This window comes from Mycobacterium sp. ZZG (assembly GCF_054786995.1).
The window spans coordinates 23648-37936 of record NZ_JBTBFV010000053.1 but is presented as its reverse complement, the minus strand read 5'-3'; the positions used below and the strand labels follow the sequence as shown (position 1 = coordinate 37936).

The window sequence follows — 14289 nt, the reverse complement described above, 5'->3', positions numbered from 1 at the left end:
GGCTCAATCTCGTCGAGCGCTGGTTTGCCGAGCTGACCACCAAGAAACTGCGCCGCTCCACTCACACCTCGGTGCGGCAACTCAACGCCGATATCCGTGCCTGGATCGACACCTGGAACGACAACCCCAAGCCTTACGTCTGGACTAAGACCGCCGACCAGATCCTGGCAAGCATCGCCAACTACTGCAACCGAATTAATGACTCAGGACACTAGACCGGCGCGGCCACCTCGGCCGGTGCGGGCTCGACGGTCACCTTGATCGCCTCACCGTTTTTGACAATCTGGAACGCGTCGAGAACGTCGTCCAGGGGGATGTGCCGGGTGATGAGGTCCTTCACCGGCACCTGACTGGTCGAGATGTACTCCAGTGCCCGCTTGTTGTGCTCGGGTGCCGAACCGTTCGCGCCGTGGATGTGAAGTTGGCGGTAGTGCACGACGTTCGAGTCGCAGGTGATGGTCGGGTCGGTCTTGGGCAGCCCCCCGAAGAACGAGATGCGGCCGTTACGCGCTGCCATCGAAATCGCTTGCTCCTGAGCGATATTGGCGGCCGTGGCGGTGATCACGACGTCGGCGCCGCGTCCGCCGGTGAGCTCCATGACCTTCTCGACGACGTCGACCTCGGCGGCGTTGATCACACCGTCGGGGTTCACGGCGTCGGCCGACATCTTCAGCCGTGCGTCGTTGACGTCGACGAGATAGATCGGCCCGCACTTGTGCACGCCGCGTGCGATGCGGATGTGCATGCAGCCGATCGGGCCCGCACCGAACACCACGACGGTGTCGCCCTCCTCGATGCCGAGCAGCTCCTGGGCGTTGATCGCGCACGCGAACGGCTCGGCCGCCGACGCCTCGTCGAAGCCGACGTTGTCCGGAATCCGGTTCAGCCCATCGACTTTGAGTACCTGCCGGGGCACGATCATGTATTCGGCGAAGCCGCCGTCGTACTGGTAGCCCATCGAGGTCTGGTTCTGGCACACCGCCATCCAGCCTTTACGGCACTCGTGGCACTCTCCGCACGGCACCGCGGCGATCACCTGCACGCGGTCGCCGGCCTGCCAATTGCTGCCGTACGTCGCGTTCACGTTGGCGCCGACCTCGACGATCTCGCCGGCAATCTCGTGCCCGATGGTCCGCGGCGGCGTCAGGTTCTGGTGGCCGTTGTAGAAGATCTTCACGTCGGTGCCGCAGGTGGAGCAGTTGCGCACGCGCAGCTTCACCTCGTCGGGTCCGCAGACCGGCTCCGGGACATCCTCGAGCCGGACGTCCTCGGGGGCGTAGAAGCGCAGAGCCTTCATGGTGCAGTCCTCTCGACGGGTGTGCTCTCCAGCACTCTATCCGCCATCCGGGCATAAAACCACCAAAATTACTGACCGATTTTGACCGAATGCTTGCATTAATGCCCGTTTATGCGGTGTACTGGGGTTATGTGACCGGCATCACCCGGCCGCCATCTGCCAATCGGAGGATTTGATGTCACACGCAACAATCGAGGACACGGCCCCGCGGACCGGCGTGCGGGTGCACGTGCAGAAGTTGGGCACCGCGCTGTCGAACATGGTCATGCCCAATATCGCGGCGTTCATCGCGTGGGGTCTGATCACCGCGCTTTTCATCGAGCAGGGCTGGCTGCAGGGCATCTTCGACGAGTTGAAGAACCCGGACGGCTGGGTCGCCAAGATCGGCGGGTGGGGCGCCTACGACGGCGCCGGAATCGTCGGCCCGATGATCACCTACCTGCTGCCGATCCTGATCGGCTACACCGGTGGTCGGATGATCCACGGCAACCGCGGCGCCGTGGTCGGGGCGATCGCCACGATCGGTGTGGTCACCGGCGCCGACGTCCCGATGTTCCTCGGCGCGATGATCATGGGCCCGCTCGGCGGCTGGTGCATGAAGAAGCTCGACGCGCTGTGGGAGGGCAAGATCCGCCCCGGATTCGAGATGCTGGTCGACAACTTCTCCGCCGGCATCCTTGGGATGATCCTGGCCATAGTCGGCTTTTTCGGTATCGGGCCGATCGTGTCGGCTTTCACCCGCGCCGCGGGCAATGCCGTCGACTTCCTGGTCGACAACGATCTGCTGCCGCTGACGTCCATCCTGATCGAACCGGCCAAGGTGCTGTTCCTCAACAACGCGATCAATCACGGCGTGCTGACGCCGCTGGGCACCACGCAGGCACTCGAAACCGGCAAGTCGGTCCTGTTCCTGCTAGAGGCCAACCCCGGCCCCGGGCTCGGACTTCTGTTGGCCTACATGGCGTTCGGCCGTGGAATCGCCCGCGCGTCGGCCCCGGGTGCGGCGATCATCCAGTTCTTCGGCGGGATCCACGAGATCTACTTCCCGTACGTGCTGATGAAGCCGAAGCTGATCATCGCCACCATCCTCGGCGGCATGACGGGTGTGTTCATCAACGTGCTCTTCGGCTCGGGCCTGCGGGCCCCCGCCGCGCCCGGGTCCATCATCGCGGTCTACGCCCAAACCGCCAGCGGCAGCTTCCTCGGCGTCACGCTGTCGGTGTTCGGTGCGGCGGCGGTATCCTTCGCGGTCGCGGCGCTGCTGCTCAAGACCGACCGGGCCACCGACGAGCCGGACCTCGCCGCGGCCACCGCCGAGATGGAGTCGATGAAGGGCAAGAAGTCGAGCGTGGCCGGCGCTCTGGTGGGCCCCGGCGGCGGCCCGACCGGACCCATCCGGCGCATCGTGTTCGCCTGCGACGCCGGCATGGGCTCGTCGGCGATGGGAGCGTCGGTGCTGCGCAAGAAGATTCAGCAGGCCGGCTTCAGTGACGTCAAGGTCACCAACGCCGCGATCTCGAACCTGACCGACGACTACGACCTGGTGGTCTCCCACCGCGACCTGACCGCACGCGCCCGCCAGCGCACCGGGTCCGCCGTCCACGTCTCGGTCGAGGACTTCATGGGCAGTCCGCGTTACGACGAGATCGTCGAGCAGCTCAAGCAAACCAACGACGACGGCGGCCCGGCGCCCGCCCCCGCGGCTGGGGTCGCCGAGGCCGAGGCGGCCGACGCGGAAGGCGCTGGCGAGGACGTTCTGCCGTTGGCATCGATCGTGCTGAACGGTTCGGCGACGACGGCCGTCGAGGCGATAAACGAAGCCGGTGAGCTGCTGGTCGCTGCGGGCGCGGTGGAACGGGCCTACATCGACGCGATGCACGAGCGGGAATCCTCGGTGTCCACCTTCATGGGCAACGGGCTGGCCATCCCGCACGGCACCAACGAGGCCAAGGACACCATCCGGCGTACAGGGCTGTCGTTCGTGCGGTACTCCGAGCCGATCGACTGGAACGGCAAGCCCACGGAGTTCGTCGTCGGGATCGCCGGAGCCGGTAAGGACCACATGGCGCTGTTGACCAAGATCGCGCAGGTGTTCCTCAAACCCGACGAGGTCGCCCGGCTGCGGCAGGCCACCACAGTCGAGGAGGTCAAGGCCATCGTGTTGGCCGCCGACAAGTAGTGTGACGCAGGTGGATTCCGAGACCCGCCAGAGCCGGATCGTCGAATTCGCCCGCACCCGTGGGAGGGTCGACGTCGCCTCGCTCGCCGACGAACTGGACGTCGCGAGCGAGACGATCCGCCGCGATCTGAAGGTTCTGGCGGGCCGCCGCCTGCTCAAGCGGGTGCACGGCGGGGCGGTGCCGTTGGAGACGGCCGCGTTCGAATCCGGTGTCGAGTACCGCAGCCAGGTCGACCTGGCCCAGAAGCACCGGATCGCGGCGGCGGCAACCGAACTGCTGCACGGTGCCGAAACCGTATATCTCGACGAAGGTTTCACGCCGCGGCTGATCGCCGAACGGCTGGCCGAACAAGAGCTGACCGTGGTGACGTCATCGCTGCTGGCCGCTGAGGCGCTCGCACACAGCCGCAGCGTCACGGTGTTGCTGCTCGGCGGCCGGATGCGGGGGCGGACGCTGGCCACCGTCGATCACTGGGCGGTCGACATGCTCGGCAGTCTGGTCATCGATGTGGCTTACCTTGGCACCAACGGTATTTCGCCCGAACACGGGCTGACCACCCCTGACCCGGCGGTCGCCGCGGTGAAGGGGACCGCGGTGCAGGTGTCCCGCCGACCCGTCCTGGTCGCGGCGCACTCGAAGTTCGGCGAGAGCAGCTTCTGCCGATTCGCCCGGATCGGCGATTTCGAGGCGATCGTGACCGGCCGGGAACTCGGAGCCGACGAGGCGCGCCGCTACGAAGCCCTCGGCCCCGTCGTCATACGAGCCTGACGACCTGCTCGTGCAGCGCCTCACCGAGCGTCAGATTGTTCTGCTCGGTGAAATGGACGCCGTCTTCCCCGTCGGTCGAGATCACCGAACCGGCATCGAAGAACGGCACTTTCACGAATGACGCCATCGCGCGGTACACCTTGGCCAGCTGGGCGGATTTCTCCTGGCTGCCCTCGAAGATCAGCTGAAACCACGGGTGCGGGGTCAGCGCCAGCGCTGGTGGCGCCACCACCAGCACCTTGGGCGCCGGATAGCCGGTGCCGACCCCGCCGGCGCTGGTGAGAACCTGGGTCACCAGCACCGACATACCCAGGGCGATGTCGAGTGGAGTGCGGTGGAAATACGCCTTGGTGTCGTTGGTGCCCAGCATCAAAATCACCAGGTCCAACGGGAGATGACCGGCCAGGCAGGACGGCAGGTACTTCGCACCGTTGAGGCGTGGGTCGGTCGGATCGTCGGCGTTGGTGGTGCGCGCCGACAGACCCTCTTCGATCACCTCGACGCCGGCGCCCAACCGGTCGGCCAGCACCCCGGTCCAGCGCGTGTCCCGCGGGTACCGTTCGGTGGGCATTCCGTCGGCAACGGGCACCCACCCCCAGGTCAGCGAATCGCCATAGCAGAGGATCCTTTTCGGGGTCATAACACCACGTCAGTCCTCGATGATGCGATCGGCCTCCTCGTCGCCGGGCACCCGCCGTCTCTCGTCGTCGTCGACGACGGTGAAGAACGAGTCCCCGTCTTCGGGGGTTCCGTCGATCTGGCCGGCGGTGCGCCGGGCCGGCCGGTCCTGCGCCGAGGTCGCCGTCGTACCCTCGGGCCACACGTCGGGAACCTCGGCGGCCAGTTTCTCGTCGAGGGTTTCGTCGACCTCGGCCTCGATCCACCGGTCGGGCGGATCGACGACGATGTCACCGTCGTCGTTGCGCACCTCGTCGGAGTCCAGCGATTCGCTCGGGCTCAGCGTGTCGTCGGGTCCGGGTTCGTCGTAATCGCCATCCATACCGACGAGTGTGCCCGGTCTCGAGCCCCCTCAACCGAGTCTCGCGCGCGCCCCGTCCAGCACCCATTCGATGTCGGCCCAGGTGCGCCGCACGATCTCGGCCGCCGGCGCCAGCCCGGTGATCCGCGACGACACTTGCCCGGTGTTGGCGACGCTGGCCTCCAGGTCGCCGCCGAAATACAGGTCGGTGATGCGGCCGAGAAGCCGTGCGTCGGCCGGGTGCTCGTCGATGCGGGCGGCCAGACCGGTGCGCAGCACCCGCATCGTCGGATTGCCGGGAACGTCGAGCAGCACCGTCCCGGAGTCGTCGGCCGCGACGATCGCGTCCTTGAAGTTGGTGTGCACCGCGGCCTCGACGCTGGCCAGCATGCGGGTGCCCATCTGCACCCCCTCGGCGCCGAGTACCACCGCGGCCGCGCCGGAGCGCGCGTCGCACACACCGCCGGCGCAGATCAACGGCAGCTGGACCCGTTCGGAGATCAGCGGCAGCAGCACCATCGTCGACGCCCCCAGCGCCGACTTGAAGCCGCCGCCCTCGACACCTTCGACGACCAGAGCGTCGACCCCCGCCCCCGCGGCCTTCAGCGCGCCTTTGAGCGATCCGACCACGTGCACCACGGTCATCCCGGCGTCGTGCAGGCGGTCGGTGAACAGGGCCGGGTCACCGGCGGAGGTGAACACGTGCCGCACCCCGGCGGCGACGAGCACCTCGACGATGGACGGATCCCGCTTCCAGCCCTGGATCATCAGGTTCGCGGCGACCGGGCGGTCGGTGAGGTCCCGGACGCGCCGCAGGTCTTCGCGACCCTCAGGGGTGAGCGTCTCGATCATCCCCAGACCGCCGCCCTCGGACACCGCGGCCGCCAGCTCCGCGCGGGCGATGTAGGTCATCGGGGCCTGCACGACGGGGAACTCGACGCCGAGCAGCTTCTGTATGCGATTGGTCACGACGCCGATCCTGCTGCTGGTCCCAGGTACCCGTCAGCCGTAGAACATCGTCCAGTAGTCGGCCGTCCAGGCACCGCCGTCGCACCTGAGGGGTACGCCGTCGGGACTCTGCGCCACCCCGGTGGCGTCCCCGCACACCGAACGCAGGGTGCGCACGCCGACCAGCGGCGGGGAGGACACCCACAGGCTCTTCGAGTTGCAGGCCACCGTGTTGCCCGACGCGTCGACTCCGAAGTTGTAGCGCGTCTTCTGCATACAGCGCTCACCGAGTCGCGCGTCGGGATCCACGAACGGGACACAGCCGGCGCCGTCGCAGGTGCTCGGCGTCGCCGAAGCGGGTCCGGCGACCGACAACGTCAACGGTGCGGCGAGAACACCACCGGCGATTGCCACCGCGGCCAACAGCTTCATGGCTACACCCTAAAAGGGGTGCGTGCGCCGCGGGCGGGCTTTGCCGGCATTGCCACCGCCGCAGGTGAAGACGCGTAAGCTCATGCCCATGAAATCGCTGGTCGGGGTGCTGTCGGCGGGTCTGCTGTCATCCGCCGCGCTGCTCTCGGCGCCGGCCGCCGGCGCCGACGTCGTCGCCTATCTGGTCAATGTGCACGTCCGGCCGGGCTACAACTTCCCCAACGCCGAGGCAGCGATCGGGTACGGGCAGACCATCTGTGACCGCGTCGCGGCCAAGATGGGCTACGCCGAACTCGTGAACCAGGTGAAAGCCGACTTCCACACCACGGACTACTACCAGGCGGGTTACCTGATCAACCAGGCCGTCAACGAGCTCTGCCCCGCACAGATCTGGCAGTTGCGGCAGTCGGCCGCCGGCTACACCGGGGTCTGACCTACGGGCAGGTCACCTCGATCTCGAACGGCTTGTTCACCGGCTGCATCGGGTTGGCCATGTCCACACCGGTGGCCGTGCCGGAGATCTTGTAGGTGTTGCCGTCCTTCTCCGCCTTGGCCTCGCCCTGGCCGGCGCCGCTCTGGTAGCCGAGGGTGACGCCGTTGACGTTGCCCAGACCGACCGAGACCACCGCGGGTTCGTCGCCGGTGCTGACCACCGCGCCGATGCCCGTGGTCGCATCCCCGATCGCGATGTTGGTGTTGCCGCCCATGTCCGAGCACACGACCGTGCCCTGGACTTCCTGGTCGGTGCCGTCGATGGTGACGGTGCTCTTGCCTTCGGCGGCCGCCGCCTGCGATGTCTCGCCCGAGGTCTCCGACTTGTCCGATCCGCAGCCCGACAGACCGGCCATGACGATCGCTGCGCCGCCCACGGCAACGAGGATTTCGCGCTTCAACACGGTTCTCCTTTGTGTCATGTGATTCGCCGAGCGGCGGATCATCACGAGCAGTATGAACACAAAAGTCAACTCAACAAGCGATCTTTATCCGAAAGTTTCCTGAAGCACGGAAGCTGGGATTGCTGGTCTCGAAGCCCTCGGCGGTGCCCGAGATCTCATAGGTGCGCCCGGTCATGCCGACCGACGCCTCGCCGCCCAGGCCCTGGTTGTAGCTGCCGGTGAAGCCGCCGAGGTCGCGGATCCCGACCTCGCGGACCACCAGTTCGTCCTTGCTGGAGATCATCGCCGAGATGCCGGGAGCCTCCGGGTCGTCCGGGTCGCCGGTGTTCATGAGCAGCAGCGTCCCGGCCGGGTCACACTGCACGGCGTCGGTGGTTCCGGCGTCCTGGCCGTTGATCGTCACCTGTGCCGTGCCGGCGACCAGCGTCCCGGGTTCCGGCTGGTATTCGGGCGGTGACGACGAGCAGCCTGCCAGCGCCGGCACGGCCAGAAAGGTCACGCCGACGGCGGCGCCGAGACACCTGCGTGTGGGCACAGTGCAGAATCTACGGCGTGAGCGGCCCCTTTTCCCCCGATCCCTTCTTTTCGGTGAACGCGGAACTCCCCGGCCGGCTCGGCCGCACCGGCACCATCCGAACCCCCCACGGTGACATCCAGACGCCGGCGTTCATCGCGGTCGGCACCCAGGCCACCGTTAAGGCCGTCCTGCCGGAAACAATGAAAGATCTTGGTGCTCAGGCCGTCCTGGCCAATGCTTATCATCTGTACCTGCAGCCGGGCCCCGATGTGGTCGACGAGGCCGGCGGACTCGGCGCGTTCATGAACTGGCCGGGGCCGACGTTCACCGACAGTGGCGGCTTCCAGGTGATGTCGCTGGGGGTGGGCTTCAAGAAGGTGCTCGCGATGGACACCGAGCGGCTGCAGGCCGACGACATCATCGCCGAGGGCAAGGAGCGGCTGGCGCACGTCGACGACGACGGTGTGACGTTCCGCTCGCATCTGAACGGGTCGACACATCGATTCACCCCGGAGGTGTCGATCGGCATCCAGCATCAGCTCGGCGCCGACATCATCTTCGCTTTCGACGAACTGACCACACTGGTCAACACCCGGGAGTACCAGGAGCGCTCGGTGCAACGCACCCACGAGTGGGCGGTGCGCTGCCTGGCCGAACACCGCCGGCTCTCGCAGGTGCGTGCGCACAAGCCGCCCCAGGCGCTGTTCGGTGTGGTGCAGGGCGCGCAGTACGAGGACCTGCGGCGCCAGGCCGCGCGCGGGCTGGCGCAGATCGTCGATGAGGACAGCCGGGGCTTTGACGGATACGGCATCGGGGGAGCGCTGGAGAAGCAGAACCTCGCGACGATCGTGGGATGGGTCAGCAGCGAACTGCCCGCCGACAAACCGCGCCACCTCCTCGGGATCAGCGAGCCCGATGACCTGTTCGCGGCGGTGGAGGCCGGCGCCGACACGTTCGACTGTGTGTCCCCGTCACGGGTGGCCCGCAACGCCGCGGTCTACTCGGCCGAGGGCCGCTTCAACATCACGGGTTCCCGGTACCGGCGCGACTTCACTCCGATCGACGCCGACTGCGACTGCTACACCTGCGCGCACTACACCCGCGCATACCTGCACCACCTGTTCAAGGCCAAGGAGATCCTGTCCGCGACGCTGTGCACGATCCACAACGAACGGTTCATCATCCGGCTGGTCGACCAGATTCGGGCCTCGATCCCCGAGGGCCGGTTCGACGATCTGCGTGAACACGTCCTCGGCCGCTACTACGCGAAGACCTGACGCACGTGGGCCTCACGAACGTGGGCCCTGTGCACGCAAATCCGCCGATCCGCGTACATAGGGCCCACGCTCGCGCAGCCTGACCTGCATCCTTTTGAACGTGTGCACAATAAGTGCATGACGACCGCCGCGGAGCCGCAGTCGCTGCTGCTGCAGATGCTCGCACCGGACCGCCGCGCCGACCCGTATCCCGTCTATGACCAGATCCGCGCGCACGGCCCGATACAGCTGCCGGACAACAACCTCACGGTGTTCTCGTCCTACGCCGACTGTGACGAGGTGTTGCGTCACCCGGATTCGGCGAGCGACCGGCTGAAGTCCACCGTCGCGCAGCGCGCCATCGCCGACGGCGCCGAGGCGCGGCCGTTCGGCCCGCCCGGGTTCCTGTTCCTCGACCCGCCCGACCACACCCGACTGCGCCGGCTGGTGAGCAAGGCGTTCGTGCCGAAGGTGGTCAGGGCACTCGAACCCGAAATCGTGGCCCTCGTCGACGGGTTGCTCGGCGACGCGGACCCGACCTCGGCCCCGTTCGACGCGATTGCCGGTCTGGCCTACCCGCTTCCGGTTGCAGTGATCTGCCGGCTGCTCGGCGTCCCGCTGGAGGACGAGCCGGAGTTCAGCGCGGCCTCGGCGCTGCTCGCGCAGTCGCTGGATCCGTTCATCACGGTGACCGGCGCGGCCGGTGACGGCTTCGAGGAACGCATGCGGGCGGGCCGCTGGCTGCGGGATTACCTGCGCCAGCTCATTTCCCGGCGGCGCCGTGACCCGGGCGAGGACCTGATGTCGGGGTTGATCCACGTCGAGGAGTCCGGAGATCAGCTGACCGAGGACGAGATCGTCGCCACCTGCAACCTGCTGCTGGTGGCCGGACACGAGACGACGGTCAACCTGATCGCCAACGCGATCCTGGCGCTGCTGCGTACCGACGGGCAGTGGGCGGGGTTGGCCGCCGATCCGGGACGCGCCGGTGCCGTCATCGAGGAGACGCTGCGCTACGACCCGCCGGTGCAGCTGGTGGGCCGGATCGCCGGAGACGACATGACGATTCGGGGCGAGCGAAGCGACGAGGGAAATATTGCAGGGGATGTCACGATCCCCAAGGGCGACAACATGTTGCTGTTGACCGCGGCCGCGCACCGCGACCCGGACTTCGTCGAGCGGCCCGACGAGTTCGATCCCGACCGGCCGGTGATCCGCCATCTCGGATTCGGCAAGGGCCCGCATTTCTGCATCGGCGCGCCGCTGGCCCGGTTGGAAGCCACCGTCGCCTTGACTGCGCTGACGTCGCGCTTCCCGGACTCGGCGCTGGCCGAGGAACCGGTCTACAAGCCGAACGTCACACTGCGGGGCATGTCCGCACTTTCGATCGCGTTGGCGTAGAGGCTATTCCGTCAGCGCCGCGATGACCTCCGCGGCCGCGCGTTCGCCTGCTTCGACCGCGCCCTCCATGTACGCGCTCCACTCGGTGGCGGTGTCGGTGGAAGCCCAGTGGATCGCGCCGATGGGCGCGGTCAGCGCCGGTCCGTAGGTGGTCCACACCAGGGGCCCGCAGTTGGCGTTGTAGCAGCCGCGCGTCCACTGCCGGTCCGCCCACTCGCCGTCGATGTAATGGTCAGGACGGGCTGCGCGAGAACCGAAATGGCGCACCAGTTCGGCGGTCAGTGCCGCGCGTCGCTCCTCCACTGACCAGTGCCCGTGGGTGCGGGCCTGCTCCCCTTCGAGGAACAGCAGGATCACCCCGCGGTCGTCTCCCTCGATGCAGGTGTCGTTGGACATCCGGGCCGGACCGACGTCGGAGATGAGTTGGCCGTTGAGCCCGTCGGCGCGCCAGAACGGCTCGTCGTACACGAAAAACGCCTTCATCGCCGACGAGTTGGGCATCCGCTGGGTCAACTGGTCGCGGTAGCCCGACAGCGGCGGGTCGTACATGATCCGGCCGGCCAGCATCGGCGACACCGCGACGATCACCCGGCGGCCGCGCGCCACCTGTCCGCCGCGGCAGTGCACGGTGACGTGGTCGGCGCCGTGCTCGATGAGCTGCACCGGCGCGTCGAGCACCAGATGCGCGGTCAGCATCGCCGCCAGTCGCTTCGGGATCTCCGCGGTGCCGCCGACGAACCGGGTGGTCTGCGCGCCGCCCTCGGACTCGGCGAACAGCTCCGAGGTCACCCCGCACGTCTGGATGGTGAAGAGCAGATGCAGGAACGACACCTCGACGGTCGGCACGGCCAGGATCCCGACGGTGCAGATCTCCAGCAGGGTGCGGGCCACCGGGGACAGACCCTGCGCGTCGTACCAGGCGCCCGCGGTGACGGCGTCCCACTCGGCCGCATGCGCAGCCGCCCACGGTGCGGCCGGGTCGACCTCGGCGGCCAGCTCGTCGAGCGTGCGCAGCACCTTCTCCAGCTCGGCGAGCTCGCCGGCGAACCGGTCGTGAAACGCGTTGCCGCGCAGCACACCTGTGCCGGCCAGCTCGTAGGTCGTCTCGCCGTCGTCGTACTGGGGATAGGTCTGCACTCCGAGTTCCGCGGCGAGCGCGAACATCCGATGGTGCGTGTCGCCGATCCACTGGGCCCCGAGGTCGATCGGCAGCCCGGCCAGGTCCTCGGTGAGGATGCGGCCCCCGACCCGGGTGTCGGCCTCCAGGATCAGCGGGGTCAGTCCTGCTCCCAGGACGGTGCGCGCGGCGATCAGTCCGGAGAGCCCTGCCCCGACGATGACGACGTCGGCCTCATGGCGTGCCATGCCCGACACTGTCTCACGGGAGACCTCACAGCGGGTTCAGGATGCGCTGCAGGAACTGCCGCGTTCGTTCCTCTTTCGGGTCACCGATCACCGCCGCGGGCGGCCCCTGCTCCAGGATCACGCCGCCGTCGGTGAACAGCACCTGATTGGAGACCTGGCGCGCGAACTGGATCTCGTGTGTCACGACCACCAGCGTCCAGCCCTCGACCGCGAGCTCCTTGATGACGCCGAGGACTTCACCGACGAGTTCGGGGTCCAGCGCCGACGTCGGCTCGTCGAACAGCACCACCTTCGGCTTCAGGGCCACCGCCCGGGCGATGCCGACGCGCTGCTGCTGGCCGCCCGACAGCTGGAAGGGGTACTGGTCGCGTTTGTCCTTCAGCCCCACCTGGTCGAGCAGTTCGACGGCTTCGGCCTCGACCTCGTCGCGGGGCCGCTTCTGCGCGACGATCGGGCCCTCGGTGACGTTCTGCAGCACGGTCTTGTGGGGGAACAGGTTGTGCGACTGGAACACGAAGCCGCTCTGCGCGCGGTAACGGCGCAGCTGGTCCCGGGGCGCCGGCTCGGCGAAGTCGATCTCGGTGTCGCCGACCCTGATCACCCCCGAGTCGGCGACGTCGAGCGCGTTGAGGGTGCGCAGCAACGTGGTCTTGCCCGAACCGGACGGGCCGATGATCGCGGTGGCCGTCCCGCGCGGCACCGTGAACGACACCCCTTTGAGGACTTCCAGTGCGCCGAAGGACTTCCGCACGTCCCGCGCGACGATCGTGTTCTCGGTCGTCATTTCGCCACGTACCTTTCCAGTCGGTGCTCGAACCGCGCCTGCCCGAACGAGAGCACCAGGCAGATCAACCAGTAGTAGACCGCGGCCGTGCCGTACAGCGCGAAGAACTCGAACGTGGGGGCGGCGATGATCTGTGCCTGGCGCAGCAGTTCGGTGACCAGGATGGTCGAGGCGAGGGACGTGTCCTTGACCAACGAGATCAATGTGTTCGACAGCGGTGGCACGGCGACCCGGGTGGCCTGCGGCAGGATGATCCGCCGCAGCGTGTCCACATAGTTCAGGCCGATCGTCTCAGCCGCTTCCCACTGGCCCTTCGGGATGCTCAGGATCGCCGAGCGGATGATCTCGGCCGCGTACCCGCCGACATTGAGGCTGAACGCGATCACCGCCGCCGGGAACGGGTCGATGCGGACGCCGAATTCGGGCAGTGCGAAGAACACGATGAACAGCTGCACCAGCAGCGGCGTTCCGCGGATCACCGAGATGTAGAACCGGGCCGCGTTGGACAGCAGTGCATTCGGGGACAGTCGGGCGAGCGCGACCGCGAGCGCGATCACCAGACCGATGGCGAAGCTGATGATCGTCAACGGGATGGTCATCGTCAGCGCGGCCCTGGCCAGCGGCCACAGGTTGTCCAGCACGAGCTGCAGCGTCGAGCGGGGTTGCGCCTGGGGTGCGTCCGGACCGCCGGAGGCATTGGTTTTCAGGTACTTCTGGGAGACCTCGGCCAGAGTGCCGTCGGCCTTGAGCTCCTCGATCGCGCGGTTGAGGTCCGGCAGCAGGCCGCTGTTCTTGCGCGCGGCGAACCCCTGTTCGCTCTTCTCGCCCGTGGTGGCGGCGATCTTGACCGAGGTGTCGTTGGTTTCGGCGAGATAGGCGTAGATGGAGAGGCTGTCGTTGACCACCACGTCGACCCGGCCCTGGCTGAGCAGGGCCATCGCCTGGGTCAGTCCCTCCACCGCTTCGATCTGCGCGCCGGCATCGCGGGCCACCTGGGCCCAGTTGCTGGTGATGCTCTGCGCGGCCCGCTTGCCTGACAGGTCGGCCAGCGAGGTGATCGAGTCGTCGTCGGCGCGGGTGACGATAACACCCTCGCCGATCGAGTACGGCTCGGACATGTCGTACTTCTGCTCACGCTCCGGGGTGATCGTCACCTGGTTGGCGACGACGTCGAACCTGCCGGCCTCCAGCGCGGCGAACATCGAATCCCAGGGCGTCTCGACGAATTCGACGTTCACGCCCAGCTTCTCGGCGACCGCGCGGGCGACGTCGACGTCGTAGCCGGTGAGCTGGCCGGTGACCGGATCGTGATAGCTGAGCGGGGCGTACACCCCTTCGGTGCCGACCCGCAGCACGCCGCTGGATTCCACCGGGTTCCCGGAACCGGACGAGCCGCACGCCGCCAGCAGCACGGCGACCGCGGCCAGCGCCGCCAGCAGCACCTTCTGTGTGGAGCGCATCGCCGG

The 14289-nt window shown here is 67.6% G+C and carries 15 protein-coding genes and 1 pseudogene; 6 read left to right on the top strand and 10 right to left on the bottom strand.

Annotated features, from left to right (window positions below; translation table 11 throughout):
* A pseudogene (locus ACXMYJ_RS22980) lies at nucleotides 1–215 on the top strand (IS630 family transposase); the annotation flags it as partial.
* On the opposite strand, the gene ACXMYJ_RS22975 reads toward ACXMYJ_RS22980, so the two are convergent.
* Nucleotides 212–1297 carry a zinc-dependent dehydrogenase gene (locus ACXMYJ_RS22975; RefSeq protein WP_460358946.1) on the bottom strand — a complete coding sequence of 362 codons (1086 nt, stop codon included), beginning with the start codon at nucleotides 1295–1297 and terminating at the stop codon, nucleotides 212–214. The pseudogene ACXMYJ_RS22980 and the gene ACXMYJ_RS22975 overlap by 4 nt on opposite strands.
* 175 nt (nucleotides 1298–1472) lie before the next feature.
* On the opposite strand from ACXMYJ_RS22975, the gene ACXMYJ_RS22970 reads away from it, so the two are divergent.
* Both ACXMYJ_RS22970 and ACXMYJ_RS22965 read left to right on the top strand, forming a co-directional pair.
* Complete coding sequence (locus ACXMYJ_RS22970) at nucleotides 1473–3476, top strand: PTS mannitol transporter subunit IICBA (protein WP_460358944.1); 2004 nt, start codon at nucleotides 1473–1475, stop codon at nucleotides 3474–3476.
* 10 nt (nucleotides 3477–3486) lie between these two features.
* Nucleotides 3487–4245: a DeoR/GlpR family DNA-binding transcription regulator gene (locus ACXMYJ_RS22965; protein ID WP_260755756.1), complete on the top strand. Its 759-nt coding sequence runs from the start codon at nucleotides 3487–3489 to the stop codon at nucleotides 4243–4245.
* On the opposite strand, the gene ACXMYJ_RS22960 is transcribed toward ACXMYJ_RS22965, so the two are convergent.
* The 4 genes from ACXMYJ_RS22960 to ACXMYJ_RS22945 are packed head-to-tail and all read right to left on the bottom strand — an operon-like array spanning nucleotide 4232 to nucleotide 6604.
* Complete coding sequence (locus ACXMYJ_RS22960) at nucleotides 4232–4885, bottom strand: SGNH/GDSL hydrolase family protein (protein WP_260755755.1); 654 nt, start codon at nucleotides 4883–4885, stop codon at nucleotides 4232–4234. The two genes, ACXMYJ_RS22965 and ACXMYJ_RS22960, sit on opposite strands and share 14 nt — an antisense overlap.
* Nucleotides 4886–4894: 9 nt before the next feature.
* Nucleotides 4895–5245: a hypothetical protein gene (locus tag ACXMYJ_RS22955; protein WP_260755754.1), complete on the bottom strand. Its 351-nt coding sequence runs from the start codon at nucleotides 5243–5245 to the stop codon at nucleotides 4895–4897.
* A 30-nt stretch (nucleotides 5246–5275) separates the two neighbouring features.
* A complete protein-coding gene (locus tag ACXMYJ_RS22950) occupies nucleotides 5276–6193 on the bottom strand; it encodes an NAD(P)H-dependent flavin oxidoreductase (protein WP_460358941.1) in 918 nt (305 codons plus the stop codon).
* A 33-nt stretch (nucleotides 6194–6226) separates the two neighbouring features.
* On the bottom strand, nucleotides 6227–6604 hold the full coding sequence (locus ACXMYJ_RS22945; RefSeq protein WP_460358939.1) for a hypothetical protein: 378 nt from the start codon (nucleotides 6602–6604) through the stop codon (nucleotides 6227–6229).
* An 88-nt stretch (nucleotides 6605–6692) separates the two neighbouring features.
* On the opposite strand from ACXMYJ_RS22945, the gene ACXMYJ_RS22940 reads away from it, so the two are divergent.
* The gene (locus ACXMYJ_RS22940) at nucleotides 6693–7037 is read left to right on the top strand and encodes a DUF732 domain-containing protein (RefSeq protein WP_260755751.1); all 345 of its coding nucleotides are present in this window, start codon (nucleotides 6693–6695) and stop codon (nucleotides 7035–7037) included.
* A 1-nt stretch (nucleotide 7038) separates the two neighbouring features.
* Here the strand turns inward: ACXMYJ_RS22940 and ACXMYJ_RS22935 are convergent, their stop codons facing one another.
* Nucleotides 7039–7497: a lipoprotein LpqH gene (locus ACXMYJ_RS22935; RefSeq protein WP_460358952.1), complete on the bottom strand. Its 459-nt coding sequence runs from the start codon at nucleotides 7495–7497 to the stop codon at nucleotides 7039–7041.
* Nucleotides 7498–7570: 73 nt separating this feature from the next.
* A complete protein-coding gene (locus ACXMYJ_RS22930; protein WP_260755750.1) occupies nucleotides 7571–8035 on the bottom strand; it encodes a lipoprotein LpqH in 465 nt (154 codons plus the stop codon).
* Nucleotides 8036–8088: 53 nt separating this feature from the next.
* On the opposite strand from ACXMYJ_RS22930, the gene tgt reads away from it, so the two are divergent.
* Entirely contained in the window at nucleotides 8089–9294 is a 1206-nt protein-coding gene (gene tgt / locus ACXMYJ_RS22925; RefSeq protein ID WP_460358950.1) for a tRNA guanosine(34) transglycosylase Tgt, read from the top strand.
* A gap of 117 nt (nucleotides 9295–9411) precedes the next feature.
* Entirely contained in the window at nucleotides 9412–10674 is a 1263-nt protein-coding gene (locus ACXMYJ_RS22920) for a cytochrome P450 (protein ID WP_260755749.1), read from the top strand.
* A 3-nt stretch (nucleotides 10675–10677) separates the two neighbouring features.
* Here the strand turns inward: ACXMYJ_RS22920 and ACXMYJ_RS22915 are convergent, their stop codons facing one another.
* The 3 genes from ACXMYJ_RS22915 to ACXMYJ_RS22905 are packed head-to-tail and all read right to left on the bottom strand — an operon-like array spanning nucleotide 10678 to nucleotide 14283.
* Entirely contained in the window at nucleotides 10678–12039 is a 1362-nt protein-coding gene (locus ACXMYJ_RS22915) for a flavin monoamine oxidase family protein (protein WP_260755748.1), read from the bottom strand.
* 25 nt (nucleotides 12040–12064) lie between these two features.
* On the bottom strand, nucleotides 12065–12823 hold the full coding sequence (locus ACXMYJ_RS22910; protein ID WP_260755747.1) for an amino acid ABC transporter ATP-binding protein: 759 nt from the start codon (nucleotides 12821–12823) through the stop codon (nucleotides 12065–12067).
* The gene (locus ACXMYJ_RS22905) at nucleotides 12820–14283 is read right to left on the bottom strand and encodes an ABC transporter permease subunit (protein ID WP_460358936.1); all 1464 of its coding nucleotides are present in this window, start codon (nucleotides 14281–14283) and stop codon (nucleotides 12820–12822) included. The genes ACXMYJ_RS22910 and ACXMYJ_RS22905 overlap by 4 nt, the downstream gene beginning before the upstream one ends.
* Nucleotides 14284–14289: the final 6 nt, after the last annotated feature.